Below are 15,532 nucleotides of genomic sequence, written 5' to 3'. Positions count from 1 at the left end.
CGCCATGTGGGGGGACGGCCATTGGCTGCCCATCACCTGCACGCGCCGGTCCGGTCGCAAACGATTGGAATGACAAGAGCCGGTCCGACGACGGGCGCTGCGCCCGGGGCCGCAGCGATGCGAATTGCGACGCTCGCCTGTCACGGTCGCGGGCCGCCGGTCAGGCCGCTCCGGCCGGGATCCCCTTCCGCCGCTTCAGCTCGCGGATCCACTGCTCGCAGGCGTCGGCGCAGAAGTCGAGGTAACGGTCGACGTCCGGACCGAGCGGCCGCTCGTCGAAGAGGACCTTCTCCTCCATCAGGCGGAAGCCCGTAGCGAATGTCATCAGTCGGGTGAGGTCGAGCGCCTCCGTCTCGGTCAGCTCGCCCCGGTCGATGAACCGCCGCAGCCCGAGCGAGGCCTGGACCGCGAGGTCGTCGACGAAGATCGCGCGGTTGAGCCGGCCGAAGCGCGGGTTCAGGCGGGCGATCGAGAACATGCAGCGGACGAAGAGCGGGTGCGTGCGGCTCTCGTACAGCCGCTTGACGTAGCGCGCGACCACCCGCGGGATCTGCTCGAGCTCGGCGACCGCCACGATCTCCGCCCCGCCCGCCGCCATGTCGCCGTAGAAGGTGACGATGATCTGCTCCACCATCTCTTCCTTGGTCCGGAAGTAGTGGTAAAGGCTGGGCTGCTGCATCCCGACTCGCCGCGCCAGCTCCCGCAGCGAGGCGCCGTGGTAGCCGCGCTCGGCGATGAGCTCCATCGCCGCCTCGAGGATCTCGCGGTGCCGCCCGGTCGCCGGCGGAAGCTGCGGCATCGGCTCCGGCTCGCTGGCAGTCGACGACCTCCGGCCGGCCCGCGGACGGGCGGCGGACGTGGGTGCAGAGACGGGGCGCCGGGCCACCGCGGGAGTATGCCCCAGACCGCGCAAACGTGCGGCAGGACGTCGCAGGACCGAGGTCCGGGCTTGCTCGCCTATCGATCGATAGGTAGCTTGTCTATCAACTGATAGGGAGGTCGAGATGTCGAGCAACCAGATGTGTCCCCGCTGCCACCACACGTCGCTGCGCCGCCCGCCGGCGTGGGGGGCCGCGGTCGTCGCGCTGGCGTGGGCGTTCGTGGCGGCGATGCTGTTCGTGTCGGCCCTGATCGGGCCGTTCATCATGTTCGCGGTCCCGCTGATCTTCGCGTTCGGCGCGGGCGCAGTCCGCAGCGCCCACGACTTCGCCTTCGCCCCGCCCCACTGCGGCGGCTGCGGCAAGGTGGCGCTGGCAGATTCGCCGACCCCGGCGAGCGCGCCGGAGCGCGAGCTCGCCCCGGCGCTGGTCCGCGCGGCCTGAGCGGCGAGCGCTGCGGGGCGGCCGCGAGGCGAGCGGCGGATACTGGGGCGTCTGGCGACGAGGATGGCCGCGAGGCGAGCGGCTGAAGATGCAGTGCCAGCGACCGGCGAGGGGTCGCCGACGACACGGGTCCGCGAGGGCGAGCGGCCGGAGACGCGGTGGTGGTGCACGTCGGGTGCGTCCGCGGTGACGGGCGCTCGCGAGGGCGGGCGGCCCCGATCTCGGGGCGGTGATTCGCGCCTCGCGTCGGCGCTCGCTCGGCGCTGCGGCTGAGGCTGCCGTCGCTTGCCGGGCGAGGGCGCGGGGGTGTATGGCGGTCGCATGTCGCTCGCGCAAGCCACTCCTCTTCTGCGCTCCGTGCCGCTGGGTGCGGCGCTCGGCGGGCCGGTGCTGTTGAAGATGGAGGCGCTGCAGCCGTGCGGGTCGTTCAAGCTGCGCGGGCTCGGGCGGCTGTGCGCGAGCCGGGTGGCAGGCGGGGCGCGGCGGCTGGTGTGCGCGTCCGGCGGGAACGCGGGCCTGGCGGTGGCGTACGCCGGGCGGCGGCTCGGCGCGGCGGTGTGGGTGGTGGTGCCGTCGACGACGAGCGCGCGCTCGCACGAGCTGCTGACGGCAGAGGGCGCCGAAGTGGTGGTGCGCGGCGACGACTGGCTCGCGGCCCACCGGGCGGCGCTGGCCGAGCTGCCGGAGGACGCGACCTACATCCATCCGTTCGACGATCCGGAGATCTGGACCGGCCACGCCGACATCGTGGTCGAGGCCGCTGCGCAGGCCGAGCGCCCGGGCGCGGTGGTGGTCGCGGTGGGCGGCGCGGGCCTCCTGTGCGGCGTGCTGCAGGGGATGCACGCGGTCGGCTGGACCGACGTGCCGGTGCTGGCGGTCGAGACCGAGGGCGCGGCGTCGTACGCGGCCGCGCTGGCCGCGGGCGCGCCAGTGACGATCCCGGCGATCACCTCCCTGGCGACGACGCTCGGCGCTCGCGCGGTCGCGGCCGAGGCGGTGGCGTGGTCGCGCCGGCACGAGATCATCCCGTGGACGGTCAGCGATCGCGCGGCGGTGCAGGCGTGCCTGCGCTTCGCCGACGATCACCGCGTGCTGGTCGAGCCGGCGTGCGGAGCTGGCCTTTCGGTCATCTACGATCGCGCGCCGCCGATCGTCGGCCGCGGGCCGGTGCTGGTGATCGTGTGCGGCGGCGCGGGGGTCAGCCTCGCGCTCCTGCGCGCGTGGGCCGAACGCACCGGCGCGGGCTGAGGCCGGCGTGGCTTGACCGCGAAGCAGGGCTCGGCGACCGTGCCCGGGGGAAGGGCGGGCGGCATGCAGATCCAGCGGGAGAAGTTCTTCGCCCTGACGGCCACGCTGGCGGGCTTTTGGCCGAACGCGGGCTGCGTGATCAACCTCGGCGGCGGGACGGCGACCGACGGCTCGACGACGGCGACGACGACCGGCACGACGACGACGACGACGACGACGACGACCGCGAGCACCACCGACGACGCGACCACCGGCACGACCTCGACGGGCGCGCCGACGACGGGCGCGCCGACGACCGGTGGCACCACCGCCGGCGCCGACGAGGACTGCTGCCTCGTCCACGCGGCGCCCGGTTGCGCCGACGACGCCGTCGAGATGTGCGTGTGCGACGAGGATCCGTTCTGCTGCGGGCTCGAGGGCGGCAACTGGGACGAGACCTGCGTCAACAACGTGAACACGTTCGGCTGCGGCCGCTGCGAGGCGCCCGACACCGGGAGCACGACCTGAGCGGGTCGTTCGCGGGCGCGCCCGACCGGCGCCGACCTGTGCGAAGCTTCGGCCCGTGAGCGACCCGAGGCCCGTGCCCGCCGCCGCCCCCTGGGCCGAGGACATGCGCACGTTCGGCGTGACCGGCACGAACGGCAAGACGTCGACGACGACGATGCTGGCGGCGATCGTCCGCGCGGCCGGGCAGCACGTGTTCGCGGCGACGACCCTCGACTACTCGCTCGACGGCCGGCCGCTGCCGGTCGAGCGCAGCTGGCAGGGCTTCCTCGCGGCGGCCGAACAGTCGCGCGCCGCCGGGGCCCGCCACGCGGCGGTCGAGATCACCAGCCAGTCGCTGGCCCGCGGCTACGCCAAGCGCTGGCGGTTCGACTGGTCGGTGTTCACCAACCTGTCGCCCGACCACTTCCAGAGCCACGGCTCGTGGGAGCACTACCTGGCCAGCAAGGCCCAGCTGTTCGTCCACACCTCGCCGGGCGGGGCGGCGATCCTCAACGCCCGCGACCCGGCGGCGCTGCTGCTCGACCAGGTGACGCCGGTCGACGTCCGCCGGGTGTGGTACGGGGTCATGTCCCGCGGGCCATGTCTCAAGGAACATGACCTCGAGGCCGTGTCCGTACGGACATCCGTCGACGGGACCGCGTTGACGCTGGCGCCGTCGCCGCTGGCGGAGGCGCTCGGCGGGGCGCTGCAGGTGGCGTACGTCGGCGATGTGTTCGCCGAGAACGCGCTGGCGGCCGCGGCCGCGGCGCTGTCGGCCGGGCTGCCGGCGGCGGCCGTGCGCGCGGGGCTGGCGAGCTGCCCGGTGGTGCCCGGCCGCTTCGAGGTGCTGGGCCGCGCGCCGGTGGCGGTCGTCGACTACGCGCACACGCCCGACGCGCTCGAGCGGACGTGCGCGACGGCGCGGGCGCTGGCGGGCGAGGGGCGGGTGATCGTGGTGTTCGGCGCCGGCGGCGACACCGACGCGGGCAAGCGCGAGCCGATGGGCGAGGCGGTCGGGCGCGCGGCCGACATCGCGGTGCTGACCACCGACAACCCGCGCCGCGAAGATCCGCGGCAGATCGCCGCCCACCTGCGCGCGGGGCTGGTGCGCGGCGGGCGGGCGCGGATCGTCGAGGAGGCCGATCGCCTGCGGGCGATCGGTCTGGCGCTCGAGCTGGCGCAGCCCGGCGACGTGGTGGTGGTCGCGGGCAAGGGCCACGAGGTGGGCCAGACGATCGGCGACGAGACGCTGCCGTTCTCCGACCGCGCGGTCGTCAAGCAGCTGCTCGGGCTGGAGGCCGACGATGGCGAGGCTTGAGGGCGGCGTCGGTGGTGCGGGCGCGGAGAGCCGGGCGCCGCTCGCGGGCGGCCGGCTCGCGCGACGGGCGGGCGAGGGGCTCGACGAAGGTTCGGCGGCGCAGCTCGAGGCGCGGCTCTTGCGGGTGCTGGCCGAACGGCGGCAGACGCTGCTGCGCCGGTTCGGGTGGGCCGGGCCCCCGCTGCGCTGCGCGGTCGAGCCGCGGCGGCGGGCGCTCGTGCTGGCCGGCGAGGCGCTGAGCCGCAAGGCGCTGGCGGCCGCGCTGGCCGAGTTCGCCGCGGTGCTCCCGTTCGGCTGGATGATCGACGCCTCGGCGACGGAGATCGCGGCGCCGCGCGCGTGGCTGGGGCTGCCGGCCGGGGTGACGCGGCTGTGGCGGGCGCCGCCGGCGGGGGCGGTCGCGGAGGCGTACTTCAGGACATGTGGTCACGAGCATGCCCTGGAGGACATGTGGATGGCCGGGCAGGGGCGCGGCGGCGCTTCCGGTCCTGTCCTCGCGGGCATGCGTGCTGCGGCCGCAGGTGCGGGGCGCGGCGGCTCGGGGCTCCGTCTGCAGCGGTCCTCGGGGGAGCGGGGCTCGCGGTCCGAGGAGCCGGGGCTGCTGGCCCGCGAAGCGGCATGGGCCGAGGGACATGTCCGCGAGGACAGAGAGCTGTGCACGGAGCTGTTGACCCGAGTTGGCGCATGTCCCGAGGGACATGTCCTTGAAAGCAGAGAGCTGTGCACCGAGCTGCTGGCCGGCGACGGACCGGTGGGGGTGCTGGCCGCGGCGGGCGAGTGGACGCTGGTGCGCGCGGGCGACGGGACGATCGGGTGGACGCGCGCGCGGCTCGGGGCGCCTGCGGCCTCGCCGGCGGCGGCGAGGTCTCGCGGCGGCGCGGCTGCGTTGGCCCGGGCGCTGCGGCGCTTCCGCGGGGCGCCGTATCGGCTCGGCGGGACGACGCCGCCCGGGATCGACTGCTCGGGGCTGGTGCAGCGGGCGGTGCGCTCGGCGCTGGGGTTGGTGCTGCCGCGTCACTCGAGCGATCAGCTCGCGCTGGCGGCGGCGCCGGTGCGGGCGCTCGGCGAGCCCGGCGATCTGCTGTTCATGTGGGGGGCGGGCGAGTCGCCGTGCCACGTCGGCGTGGTGCTGCGCGGGCCGCGGGCGGGGGCCCGCACGCTGCTGCACGCGTCGTCGCGCCGCGGCCGGGTGATCGAGGAGCCGCTCGAGCAAGTGTTGCTGCGGGCGGCGCGATGGCGGCACATGGAGCTCGAGCAGGTGCTGGCGCTGCGGCGATGAGCGAGACGGTCCCGAGCGGTGCTCGGGTCGGCGTCGCGCCGGCTGGCCTGGCCGGGTGCTCGATGGGGCATGTCCGGTGGAACATGCGCAAAAGGACACTCGAGTTCGACGGGCGAGCCCGACCGCCGGCGAGCGGTCAGGCGGCCGCGGCGGATCGTCGCAGGCCTGTGCCGCGTGACGCGCCGCGGGGCCTCGTGGACCACGGGGTGCGGCCGCTTCGCTCCAGCAGACTCTGCTGCGCTCGCGGGTTCGACGTCGGGTTGCTCGCGCGACGTCGGAGCGGACGTGACAAATGCGGCGGCTACATGTCGCAGTCTGTCACGCCGCAGCGCCGGCGTGGCTGGCAGAGATGTCACTTGCTGCGCCGGGAGCGTCGGCATAGCGTCCGCGCCGATGACGAGCGACGAGCGCAGCCGGGGCTCGCACGCGCCGAAGTTCCGTCGGCTCGCGGCCGTCGGCCACGGCGGGATGGCCGACATCTACCTCGCGGCGGCGCGCGGGGTCGGCGGGGCGCTCAAGCTGCTGGTGCTCAAGGACCTGCGCCCGGCGCTGGCGCGCGACCCGGAGTACCGGGCGATGTTCCAGCGCGAGGCGAAGATCGCCACGCTGCTGTCGCACCCGAACGTGGTGCAGACCTACGAGGTGGGCAGCGAGGACGGGCGGCCGTTCATCGCCATGGAGTACCTCGAGGGCCAGCCGCTGCACCGGATCCTCCGCCGCGTGTATCAACCGCCGCCGCTGCCGCCCGGGCTGCCGCTGGCGATGCACCTGCGGATCCTCGCCGAGCTGCTGGCCGGCCTCCACTACGTCCACGAGCTGCGCGACTACGACGGCCGCCCGCTCGGGCTCGTGCACCGCGACGTGTCGCCGCACAACGTGCTCGTCACCTACGACGGGCAGATCAAGCTGGTCGACTTCGGCATCGCCCGCCTCGAAGGCGACGGCGACACCGAGGTCGGGACGTTCAAGGGCAAGGCCGCCTACTCGTCGCCGGAGCAGGTGTGCGGCGAGCACGTCGACCGCCGCAGCGATCTGTTCTCGGTCGGCGTGATGCTGTGGGAGGCGCTGGCGCGGCAGCGCATGTGGGGCGGGCTCGACGAGCTGACGATCGCGCGCCGGCTCGAGGAGGGCGACATCCCGCCGCTGCCCGCCGAGGCCGCGGCGTCGCCGGCCCTGCGCGCGCTGGTGGCGTCGGCGCTGGCGGTCGACCCCGCGGCGCGCCCGGCCTCGGCCGAGGTGTTCCGCGAGGCGCTCGAGCTGCACCTCGGCAAGAGCGCCCCGTCGCCGCGCGCGATCGGCATCACCCTCGCCGACATCTTCGCCGCCGACCGGGCCAGCCTGCGCGGGCTGGTGGAGGCGCAGATCCGCCGCGCGCGCCAGGTCCAGGACGACCTGCCCGTGCTCGACCTGTCCGGTCCGTCAGGTCTCGCCGACCCCGGCCCCGGCGACCTCGCGCACCCCGACGAGCCGACCCGCCGCGACGCCCCGCGGGCCGCCGAGGCCCCGGCCGAGCCGAGCCCGCCGCGCGACAGCGGGCCGCACGACGCGACCTGGTCGGCCGTGCATCCGCCGTTGCGCCGGACGCCGGCGGTGCCGCGCTGGCTGCCGTGGGCGCTGGGGGCCGCGGCGGCGGCTGTCTCGGCGAGCATGGTCTTCACGACAGGTCCAGAAGAGCATGGTGATGTGGACATGTCCGCGGAGCCAGCCGCGGTCGAGCCGTGCGCGCGGGCCGACAAGCCGGTGGTCGAGCTGTCGGGGGAGATCGAGCACTCGGCGCGCCTGACCTGCGACAAGGTCTACCGCCTGCGCTTCTCGACGTTCGTGCGGCCGGGGGCGACGCTGACGATCGACCCGGGGACGACGATCGTCGGCGACCGCGACACCCGCGGGACGCTGGTGGTCCAGCCGGGGGCGAAGCTGGTGGCCGAGGGCACGCGCGAGCGGCCGATCGTGTTCACCAGCGAGGCCCGCCCGGGGTCCCGGCGCGCCGGCGACTGGGGCGGGCTTATCATCCTCGGCAAGGCGCCGACCAACCTGCGCGACGCCGAGGGGCGGCCGACGACCGGGCGGGTCGAGGGCATCGCCGACGGCGGCGAGTACGGCGGGGATGACCCGGAGGACAGCTCGGGGTCGCTGCGGTTCGTGCGGGTCGAGTACAGCGGGACCGAGCTCGGGCCGAACAACGAGATCAACGGCGTCACCTTCGCCGGGGTCGGCCGCGGCACGCAGGTCGACCACGTGCAGGTGCGCCACACCGCCGACGACTGCTTCGAGTTCTTCGGCGGCACGGTCGACGCCAAGCACCTGATCTGCCAGGACCCCGGCGACGACGGGTTCGACTGGGACCTCGGCTACACCGGCCGCCTGCAGTTCCTGCTGCTGCGCGACGGCGCCGAGGCGCTCGACACCACCGCCGGGCTCGAAGGCGACAACGACCCCGGCGGGTCGCGCAACACGCCGCGCTCGGCGCCGACGATCTTCAACGCCACGCTGTGCGGCCGCGGCCACGGCGCCGAGCACGAGCACTACGGGGTGCTGCTCCGCCGCGGCACGGCGGCGACGATCGGCAACGCGGTGGTGGTCGGCTTCGAGGCGCCGCTCGATGTCCGCGACCGCGACACCGCCGCCGACCTGCGCGGCGGGCTATGGCTGGCCCGCAACTTCGCCGCGCCGCTGGCCCACGCCGAGGCGCCGGGCGGCGCGCTGGCGCTGGCCGACGACGACTTCGGCGTCGACGAGGCGGCGCTGCTCACCGCCGCGGGCGCGCGCGTGGAAGATCCGGATCTCCCTGGCTGCGCCGACCCGGGCGGCCTGAATCGCTACAAGCCGCGCGCCCCGCTGGCCGCCGGCGCGGCCGCACCGCCGGCCGACGGGTTCTTCGCCGCCGAGGCCCGCTACGCCGGGGCCTTCCGTGACGAAGCCGACGACTGGGACGCCGGCTGGGCCGTGTGGGCCGATGCGCCGGAAGAAGTCTGAAGAGACATGGCTTTGGGGCCAGGTTCGGGTCTTGCGGGTCCGCGCCGGGGTAAAGTAGAGGATGCGGGTGCGCCTCGCGTCCTGCCTGCTCCTCGCCGCCGCCGTGTCCGCCTGTCCGGCCCCGAAGTCGGGCGAGTCGGCGCCGCCGGTGATCCACGCCGCGTCGATGCCGGTCGGCTCGCCCCCGGGCTCCGCGGGCGCGGGGCCGGTGGTCGGCGGCGACAAGCCGTCGCTGCCCTCGGCGAAGGCGGTCAGCGCGACGACGCCGCGCATCGACGAGCTGCCGCCGGTGTTCGTCGACGCGGCCGAGCGGATCACCGCGGCGGCGCAGGGCCGCACGCGCGCGTGGGAGCTGCTGGCTGTCCTTTCGGACACGTTCGGCCACCGCCTCAGCGGGTCGCGCGCGCTCGAGCGGGCGATCGACTGGTCGATCGAGCAGATGAAGCGCGACGGGCTCGACAACCCGCGGCGCGAGAAGGTGATGGTGCCGCACTGGGTCCGCGGGGCCGAGCGCGCGCGGGTGGTGGCGCCGATCGAGCGCGACCTGGTGATCCTCGGGCTCGGCGGGACCGTCGGCGGCAAGGTCCGCGGCGAGATCGCGGTGGTCGACTCGCTGGCCGAGATCGCGACCCGCGGGGCCGAGCTGCGCGGCAAGATCGTCGTGATCAACCAACCGATGCCGCGCTTCGACCACGAGCGGCACGAGACGCACTACGGCGAGACGGTGCGGATCCGCGGCAGCGGGGCCTCGGAGGCGGCCAAGGTCGGGGCGATCGCGGTGCTGATCCGCTCGGTCACCGCCAACAGCCTGCGGAGCCCGCACACCGGCGCGCTGCGCTACGAGGACGGGGTCAAGAAGATCCCGGCGGCCGCGGTCACGCTCGAGGACGCGGAGCTGTTGGCCCGCCTGGCCCGCCGCGGCAAGACCACGGTCGAGCTGTCGCTCGGGGCCAAGACGCTGCCCGACAGCCCGAGCGCCAACGCGATCGCCGAGCTGCGCGGGCGCGAGCTGCCCGACGAGATCGTGCTGATCGGCGGGCACCTCGACTCGTGGGACGTCGGCGACGGCAGCACCGACGACGGCGGCGGCTGCATGATGGCGATCGAGGCGGCGGCGCTGCTCAAGGAGCTCGGGCTGGTGCCGCGGCGGACGATCCGCGTGGTGCTGTTCACCAACGAGGAGAACGGCCTGCGCGGGGCCAAGGCGTACCACGCGGCGCACGGCAAGGAGAAGCACGTGGCGGCGATCGAGGCCGACACCGGCTCGGGGGCGCCGCGCGGGTTCGGCATCAGCGGCACCCCGGAAGAGGTGGCGGCGGTGCAGCGGTTCGCGCCGCTGTTCGAGGGGCTGGGCGCGAGCGTGCTCGAGGCCGGCGGGGGCGGGGCCGACATCTCGCCGCTGACGAAGGACGGGGTGCTGAGCCTCGGGCTCCACCCCGACGCCAGCGCGTACTTCGACCTGCACCACAGCCCGGCCGACACGTTCGACAAGATCGACCCCGACCACCTCGAGCGCAACGCGGCCGCGATGGCGCTGATGGCCTTCGTGCTGGCGGAGCGTTGAGAGGACGCGCCGGACGTGAGACGTCCGGCCAACGCATTGGGACCCGCGCCGGCGCGCGGCGGTTTCACGAAAAATTTCGCGCCGCCGGCTGCGCCTTCACGTCGCTTCGCTGCAACCACTCGGGCACCGGTCAGGTCGTAATGGCAAGGTCCCGAGGATGGAACATCGCCCCGAGCCGGCCGCGACGTCGCACGGCCCCCCCGCGTGGGTGATGGCCGCGCCATGGCTGCTCTGCGGCCTGATCTCGACCTCGCAGGTGTACTTCCTGTGGCCCGTGCGGGTGCCCGAGCCCTCGTTTCTGCGCGACCTGGCCTGGCAGTACCCTCCCTGGCTCTATCTCGCCGCGGCGGCCCCTCTGGTGGCGCGAATGGCCCGACGCTTCCCGCTCGGACGTGACAACTGGACGCGTCACCTCGGACCGCACCTGCTCGCCAACGCGGTGCTCGCCTCGGGATACGCGCTGGTGGTGTGTGTCGCCGGGATCCTGTTCGGCGACGCCTACTACCAGGAGACGCCGTTCCTGTTCGCGTACGGCAAGCTGCTGGCCAAGGGCGTGCAGCTGCAGCTGTTCGTCTACTGGCTGGTGGTCGGGTTCGTGCACGCGTACGACTACCACCGCAAGGCGCGCGACGCCGAGCTCGCGTTCTGTCGCCTCGAGACCCAGCTGGCGCACGCGCAGCTCGAGGCGCTCAAGATGCAGCTGCACCCGCACTTCCTGTTCAACACGTTGCACGCGATCGGCGTGCTGGTGCGCAAGCAGGACACCCAGGGCTCGCTGCAGATGCTGTCCGGCCTGGCCGACCTGCTGCGGCTCGCGCTCGACAACACCGGGCGGCAGCTGGTGCCGCTCAAGCAGGAGCTCGACTTCCTCGGCCGCTACCTCGCGATCGAGAAGGTGCGCTTCTCCGACCGCCTCGACGTCCGCATCGACGTCGCGCCCGAGGTGCTGGACGCGCTGGTGCCGAACCTGATCCTGCAGCCGCTGGTCGAGAACGCGATCCGCCACGGGATCGCGCCGCGGGCCGCGTCGGGCCGCATCGAGGTGACGGCGAGCCGCGAGCGCGGGGCGCTGGCGCTGTCGGTCCGCGACGACGGGGTCGGCCTGCCCGACGCGTTCTGCGTCGAGCGCTGCGGCGGCGTCGGCCTGCGCAACGTGCGGGCCCGCCTCGGACAACTCTTCCCTGCCGATCATCGATTCGAGGTCGCGGCAGCGCACGGCGGCGGGGCCGCGGTGTCGCTGCAGATCCCCCTAGCCTTCGAGGAGCCGATGTATGTTGGAGCGTAGTACTACAATTAGGACCCTGATCGTCGACGATGAACCTCTGGCCCGCGAGGGCATCCGCTTGCTGCTCAAGCAGGACGCGGACATCGAGGTCATCGGCGAGGTCGGGTCCGGACGCGAGGCGGCCAGCCGGATCGAGGAGCTGCGCCCCGACCTGGTGTTCCTCGACGTGCAGATGCCGGAGTGTACCGGCTTCCAGGTGCTGGCCTCGCTGCCCCCGGCGAGCGTGCCCGGGGTCGTGTTCGTGACCGCGTACGACCGCTACGCCCTGCAGGCGTTCGAGGTCCACGCGCTCGACTACCTGCTCAAGCCGTTCGACGACGAGCGGTTCTTCGAGGCGCTGCGGCGGGCCAAGGCGCACCTGCAGGTGGCCCAGGTCGAGGACCTGCGGCGCCAGCTCGCGGCGCTGCTGGCCGACGTCGGCGAGCCGCGGGTACCGGCGCCGGCGGCGGTGCAGCCGGCCGAGCGGCTGGCGATCAAGGACGGCAGCCGGGTCGTGTTCCTGCGCGCCGACGAGATCGACTGGATCGAGGCGGCCGACTACTACGTGCAGATCCACGCCGGGCCCAAGAGCTACCTGCACCGCGAGACGATGCAGAGCCTCGAGCGCCGGCTCGACCCGTCGCAGTTCGTGCGGATCCACCGCTCCGCGATCGTCAACCGCCGGCGGATCCGCGAGCTCCGCAGCGGCGGCCGGCGCGAGGCGGTGGTGGTGCTCGAGGGCGGCGCGACGCTCAAGGTCGCCCGCAGCCAGCGCGACAAGATCGCGTCGCTGCGCGTGTGAGCGGCTGCGCGGACGGGCATGCCCGCGAGGGCATGCGCGAAGGGGCATGTTCTTCGGAGCATGCCCCTTTGCACATGCTCGTGCGGACATACGCCGTGCCCGCCGGCTGCGCGGCGAACGGGCGGCGCCGGCCGCTGCGTCGTATCGGCGTTCGCCTGCAGCGCGCTGGGGCGCCGGCCCGACCTCGCATAGCTTGTCCTGGCAACGGAGGATGACGATGCAGCGATGGATCCTGGCGATGGCGCTCGCGCTCGGCGGCGCGGCGGCTTGTGACGACAACGGCGGCGAGGGCGGCAAGTCGGGGGCGGCCCCGCAGGCGGAGCTGACGGCGGAGCAGGTGGTGGCGAAGCACCTGGCGGCGCTCGGCGGGCTCGACAAGCTCAAGGCGACCAAGACCCTGGTGATCCGCGGCGAGTACCAGGAGGGCAGCTCGGTCGACGCGTTCGTGGCCTACCGCGCGCGGCCGAACAAGTTCCGCAAGGAGGGCACGCACGAGGGCAAGGCCTTCGTCAAGGTGTTCGACGGCGACAAGGGCTGGCTGGCCGAGGGCGACGCGCCGATGGGGCCGGTGCCGGCCGAGCACGCGGTCAAGATGAAGCAGTACGCCGAGTTCGACGACGCGCTGGTCGACGCCGCGGCGCGCGGCCACAAGGTCGAGCTGGTCGGCGCCGAGGACGTGAAGGGCGGCAAGGCCTACCACCTGCAGCTGACGCTGGCGAACGGCGACGTCGAGCAGCGCTGGCTCGACGCGACCACGTTCCTCGACGTGAAGCGCACGGTGGCGTTCAAGGACAAGAGCGGGGCGCAGAAGACCAAGCACGTGACCTTCAGCGACTGGCGCGAGGTCGGCGGGCTCAAGTTCAACTTCGCCAGCGAGGGCGAGGTCGACGGCAAGATCAGCAAGGTGAAGGTCCAGTCGATCGAGGTCGACGGGGCGATCGATCCGGCGAAGTTCACGGCCCAGCTCGCCAACACCGTGGCGATGGCGCGCTGAGGCGGGCGCCTCGGTCGTCGGCGCCGTCCGGCTCGCCGGTCATCACGAACGGCGGGGCAGGGCGGCGCCGTCGTCGACGTCGGGCGAGCCGAGCGCACCTCGGCGGTCGGCGGCGCCGCCCGTCAGGCCCGCTCGGGGCGGTCGTCCTTCACCGCGAGCGGGCAATCCTCGGTGGCAGGGTCGTAGCATCGATCGCCGCACGGCTCCTCCGACCCGGCGCATTCGACCCGGCCGGTGCTGCAGCGCTGATAGAACGGGTCGTAGCAGCGATCGCCGCAGGCCCGCTGGGCGCCGCGGCAGACGAGAGCGCCGGGCTGACAGCTCTCGGTGAAGGGGTCGTAGCACTCGTCGCCGCACGGCTTTTCGCGGCCGTCGCCGGCCTTGCGAGGGCTCGCGCCGGCGGTCCCGCCGAGAGCGAGACCGGCGCCGAGCCCCACAGCGAGCGCGAGGGTGAATCGTCGCATGCGCATCAGGTGTGACCGGCGCGGGGTGCTGCCAATCAAATCGCGATCAATTGCGGGCAGGGCGAGGCCGCGGGGACAGGTCGCGCGGTGTCGGGCGGCCTCGCGGTCGGGCTCCCACGGACCCGCCCGGGCGGTGCAGGGGCGTCGACGGCCGCCCGGCCGGAGCGATCGGCCGGGCGACGTCGGGCGTCGAATGGGAGGAGGCGCCCAGGGTCCTCGACGCGCCCGGCTCGGTCGCGGTCGGGCCCCGCGGGACGCGCGGCGAGCTCGGCGCTGGGCACGCGGGCGCGCGGCTCGGGCAACATGTCTCGAGAGACAGCATCGCCATTGCCGGCGAAGGCGAACGCTCGGGTGCGCGTATTCGCGGCTTCACAATCGCGCTCGGGTAGGTGGATTGGATCGGGCCCGGTGCGGCCCGGATTTGCGAACGCAGAGCGGCGCCGGAACATTGTTGCCGGGGCGAAAAACGCCCCAGGGGGCGCACAGAGGAGGCTCACGCGGCGAGTCGGCTCCAGGACGCCCGCGCTCGCCGGGAATGTGACAGGGATCGTCGCAGGATGTGGGGCATGGCGGGCGGAAAGGCGGCGGTGGTGGCGGGGTGCGGGCTGATGCTCGTGGGCTGCTGGAAGGACAACCCTGCCTTCATGGTCACCGAGGGGCCGGGCGAAGGGAGCGGCGACGTCGAGACGACGGCCGGGCCGCCGATCGACGAGCCGGAGTCGACGGGCGAGGCGACGAGCGAGGCGACGACCACGGCGGGGTTGCAGCCGATCCCGTCGACGTCGACGACGGGCACGACCTCCGGCGCCGGCACGAGCGGGCCCGACACGACGACGACGACCTCGGACGGGTCGACGAGCTCGACCGGCGACGACCCGAGCACCGGCCCGAGCACGAGCACGACGGGCGAGGACCTCGCCCCCGCGTGCGGGACGACCGGCTTCGGCCCGGCCGAGCTGCGGGCGCGGCAGTGGAACGGCCTGATCGCCCAGGCTTGCAACGACATCCCGGGGCGCAACTACCGGGTGCTCGAGGTCGCGGGCGTCTTCGTCACGGCGGTCCCGTGCTCGAGCAACCCGGCCGCCGGGTGTACCGGCTGCGACTACGGGAAGACGCTGCTGTTCGGGTTCACCACCCCGGCGCCCAATGGCGTGCTCGCGCTGTCGAAGTGCGTATACCTGTCGGCCCACGGGGCGATCGAGACCCCGGCGCCCGAGCCGTGCCGTTATCGGCAGATGGCGCTGTGGTGGGACGGCAGCAACACCCCGGCGAAGCAGGCACCGCTGGCGATCTTCGGGCACGACACGCTGTCGGTCGATCCGTCGGTGGCCGACGTCAGCGGCGACGACCTCGGGGTCGGGCTGGTGCCCGCGGACGCCGCGTGCGGGTGCGTCGACGCCGACGACTGCTGCCCCGACAAGGCCGTCGAGTACGACCTGCGGTTCGAGGGCGAGGAGCCGGTCGAGGTGCCGCAGGGAATGTCCGGCGTGGTGAAGCTGGCCGGCGCGACGTACGAGGCCTATAACGGCCAGTCGTTCGAGACCGGCGCGTGCGGGCAGGAGCAGCGGTTCGACTGGTGGCTCCTGCGGGAGTGAGACGGGCGGGCGCGAGCGGCGGGCAGGCGGGGCCGGCGCGAGGTGAAGCGCGGCCGGGGGTGGATGGCGGGCCGGCGCGAGCGGGCGCGAGCGGCGAGCAGGCGGGGCCGGCGCGAGGTGGAGCGCGGCCGGGGTGGATGGCGGGCCGGCGCGAGTGGGCGCGAGCGGCGGGCAGGCGGGGCCGGCGCGAGGTGAAGCGCTCCGGTGGGAGGCACGGCGG

General features: G+C 74.1%; 13 protein-coding genes. 11 read left to right on the top strand and 2 right to left on the bottom strand.

Annotation, left to right across the window (positions count from 1 at the left end; all coding sequences use genetic code 11):
* Positions 1–160 precede the first annotated feature (160 nt).
* Positions 161–799, bottom strand: coding sequence for a TetR/AcrR family transcriptional regulator (locus tag NAEX_RS49615; RefSeq protein ID WP_170135463.1), 639 nt, complete (start codon positions 797–799; stop codon positions 161–163).
* A 205-nt stretch (positions 800–1,004) separates the two neighbouring features.
* Between NAEX_RS49615 and NAEX_RS49610 the strand changes: the two genes are divergently transcribed.
* The 10 genes from NAEX_RS49610 to NAEX_RS04800 all read left to right on the top strand — a co-directional run bounded on the left by NAEX_RS49610 (position 1,005) and on the right by NAEX_RS04800 (position 13,253).
* Complete coding sequence (locus NAEX_RS49610; protein ID WP_170135462.1) at positions 1,005–1,322, top strand: hypothetical protein; 318 nt, start codon at positions 1,005–1,007, stop codon at positions 1,320–1,322.
* Positions 1,323–1,643: 321 nt separating this feature from the next.
* On the top strand, positions 1,644–2,570 hold the full coding sequence (locus tag NAEX_RS04840; protein ID WP_096326350.1) for a pyridoxal-phosphate dependent enzyme: 927 nt from the start codon (positions 1,644–1,646) through the stop codon (positions 2,568–2,570).
* 63 nt (positions 2,571–2,633) lie between these two features.
* Positions 2,634–3,077 (top strand): hypothetical protein, encoded by a 444-nt coding sequence (locus NAEX_RS04835; RefSeq protein ID WP_096326349.1) that lies wholly within the window; start codon positions 2,634–2,636, stop codon positions 3,075–3,077.
* 55 nt (positions 3,078–3,132) lie between these two features.
* A complete protein-coding gene (locus tag NAEX_RS04830) occupies positions 3,133–4,374 on the top strand; it encodes a Mur ligase family protein (RefSeq protein WP_143140781.1) in 1,242 nt (413 codons plus the stop codon).
* The gene (locus NAEX_RS04825) at positions 4,361–5,653 is read left to right on the top strand and encodes an NlpC/P60 family protein (protein ID WP_096326347.1); all 1,293 of its coding nucleotides are present in this window, start codon (positions 4,361–4,363) and stop codon (positions 5,651–5,653) included. The genes NAEX_RS04830 and NAEX_RS04825 overlap by 14 nt, the downstream gene beginning before the upstream one ends.
* A gap of 393 nt (positions 5,654–6,046) precedes the next feature.
* Entirely contained in the window at positions 6,047–8,629 is a 2,583-nt protein-coding gene (locus tag NAEX_RS04820) for a serine/threonine protein kinase (RefSeq protein ID WP_170135461.1), read from the top strand.
* Positions 8,630–8,696: 67 nt separating this feature from the next.
* The gene (locus NAEX_RS04815) at positions 8,697–10,193 is read left to right on the top strand and encodes a M20/M25/M40 family metallo-hydrolase (protein ID WP_211302350.1); all 1,497 of its coding nucleotides are present in this window, start codon (positions 8,697–8,699) and stop codon (positions 10,191–10,193) included.
* A 157-nt stretch (positions 10,194–10,350) separates the two neighbouring features.
* Entirely contained in the window at positions 10,351–11,478 is a 1,128-nt protein-coding gene (locus NAEX_RS04810; protein ID WP_096326345.1) for a sensor histidine kinase, read from the top strand.
* Positions 11,465–12,259, top strand: coding sequence for a LytR/AlgR family response regulator transcription factor (locus NAEX_RS04805; RefSeq protein ID WP_096326344.1), 795 nt, complete (start codon positions 11,465–11,467; stop codon positions 12,257–12,259). Before NAEX_RS04810 ends, NAEX_RS04805 begins: the two co-directional genes overlap by 14 nt.
* 217 nt (positions 12,260–12,476) lie before the next feature.
* Complete coding sequence (locus NAEX_RS04800) at positions 12,477–13,253, top strand: LolA-like protein (protein ID WP_143140782.1); 777 nt, start codon at positions 12,477–12,479, stop codon at positions 13,251–13,253.
* Positions 13,254–13,375: 122 nt separating this feature from the next.
* Here the strand turns inward: NAEX_RS04800 and NAEX_RS04795 are convergent, their stop codons facing one another.
* The gene (locus NAEX_RS04795) at positions 13,376–13,717 is read right to left on the bottom strand and encodes a hypothetical protein (RefSeq protein ID WP_143140783.1); all 342 of its coding nucleotides are present in this window, start codon (positions 13,715–13,717) and stop codon (positions 13,376–13,378) included.
* A gap of 566 nt (positions 13,718–14,283) precedes the next feature.
* Between NAEX_RS04795 and NAEX_RS04790 the strand changes: the two genes are divergently transcribed.
* Positions 14,284–15,312 (top strand): hypothetical protein, encoded by a 1,029-nt coding sequence (locus NAEX_RS04790; RefSeq protein WP_100793135.1) that lies wholly within the window; start codon positions 14,284–14,286, stop codon positions 15,310–15,312.
* The last annotated feature ends 220 nt before the right edge of the window (positions 15,313–15,532 follow it).

Source organism: Nannocystis exedens, assembly GCF_002343915.1.
In the GTDB taxonomy this organism is placed as follows: domain Bacteria; phylum Myxococcota_A; class Polyangia; order Nannocystales; family Nannocystaceae; genus Nannocystis; species Nannocystis exedens.
Note: the sequence above shows the minus strand (reverse complement) of the source record. Positions and strands in the feature narration are given on the sequence as shown.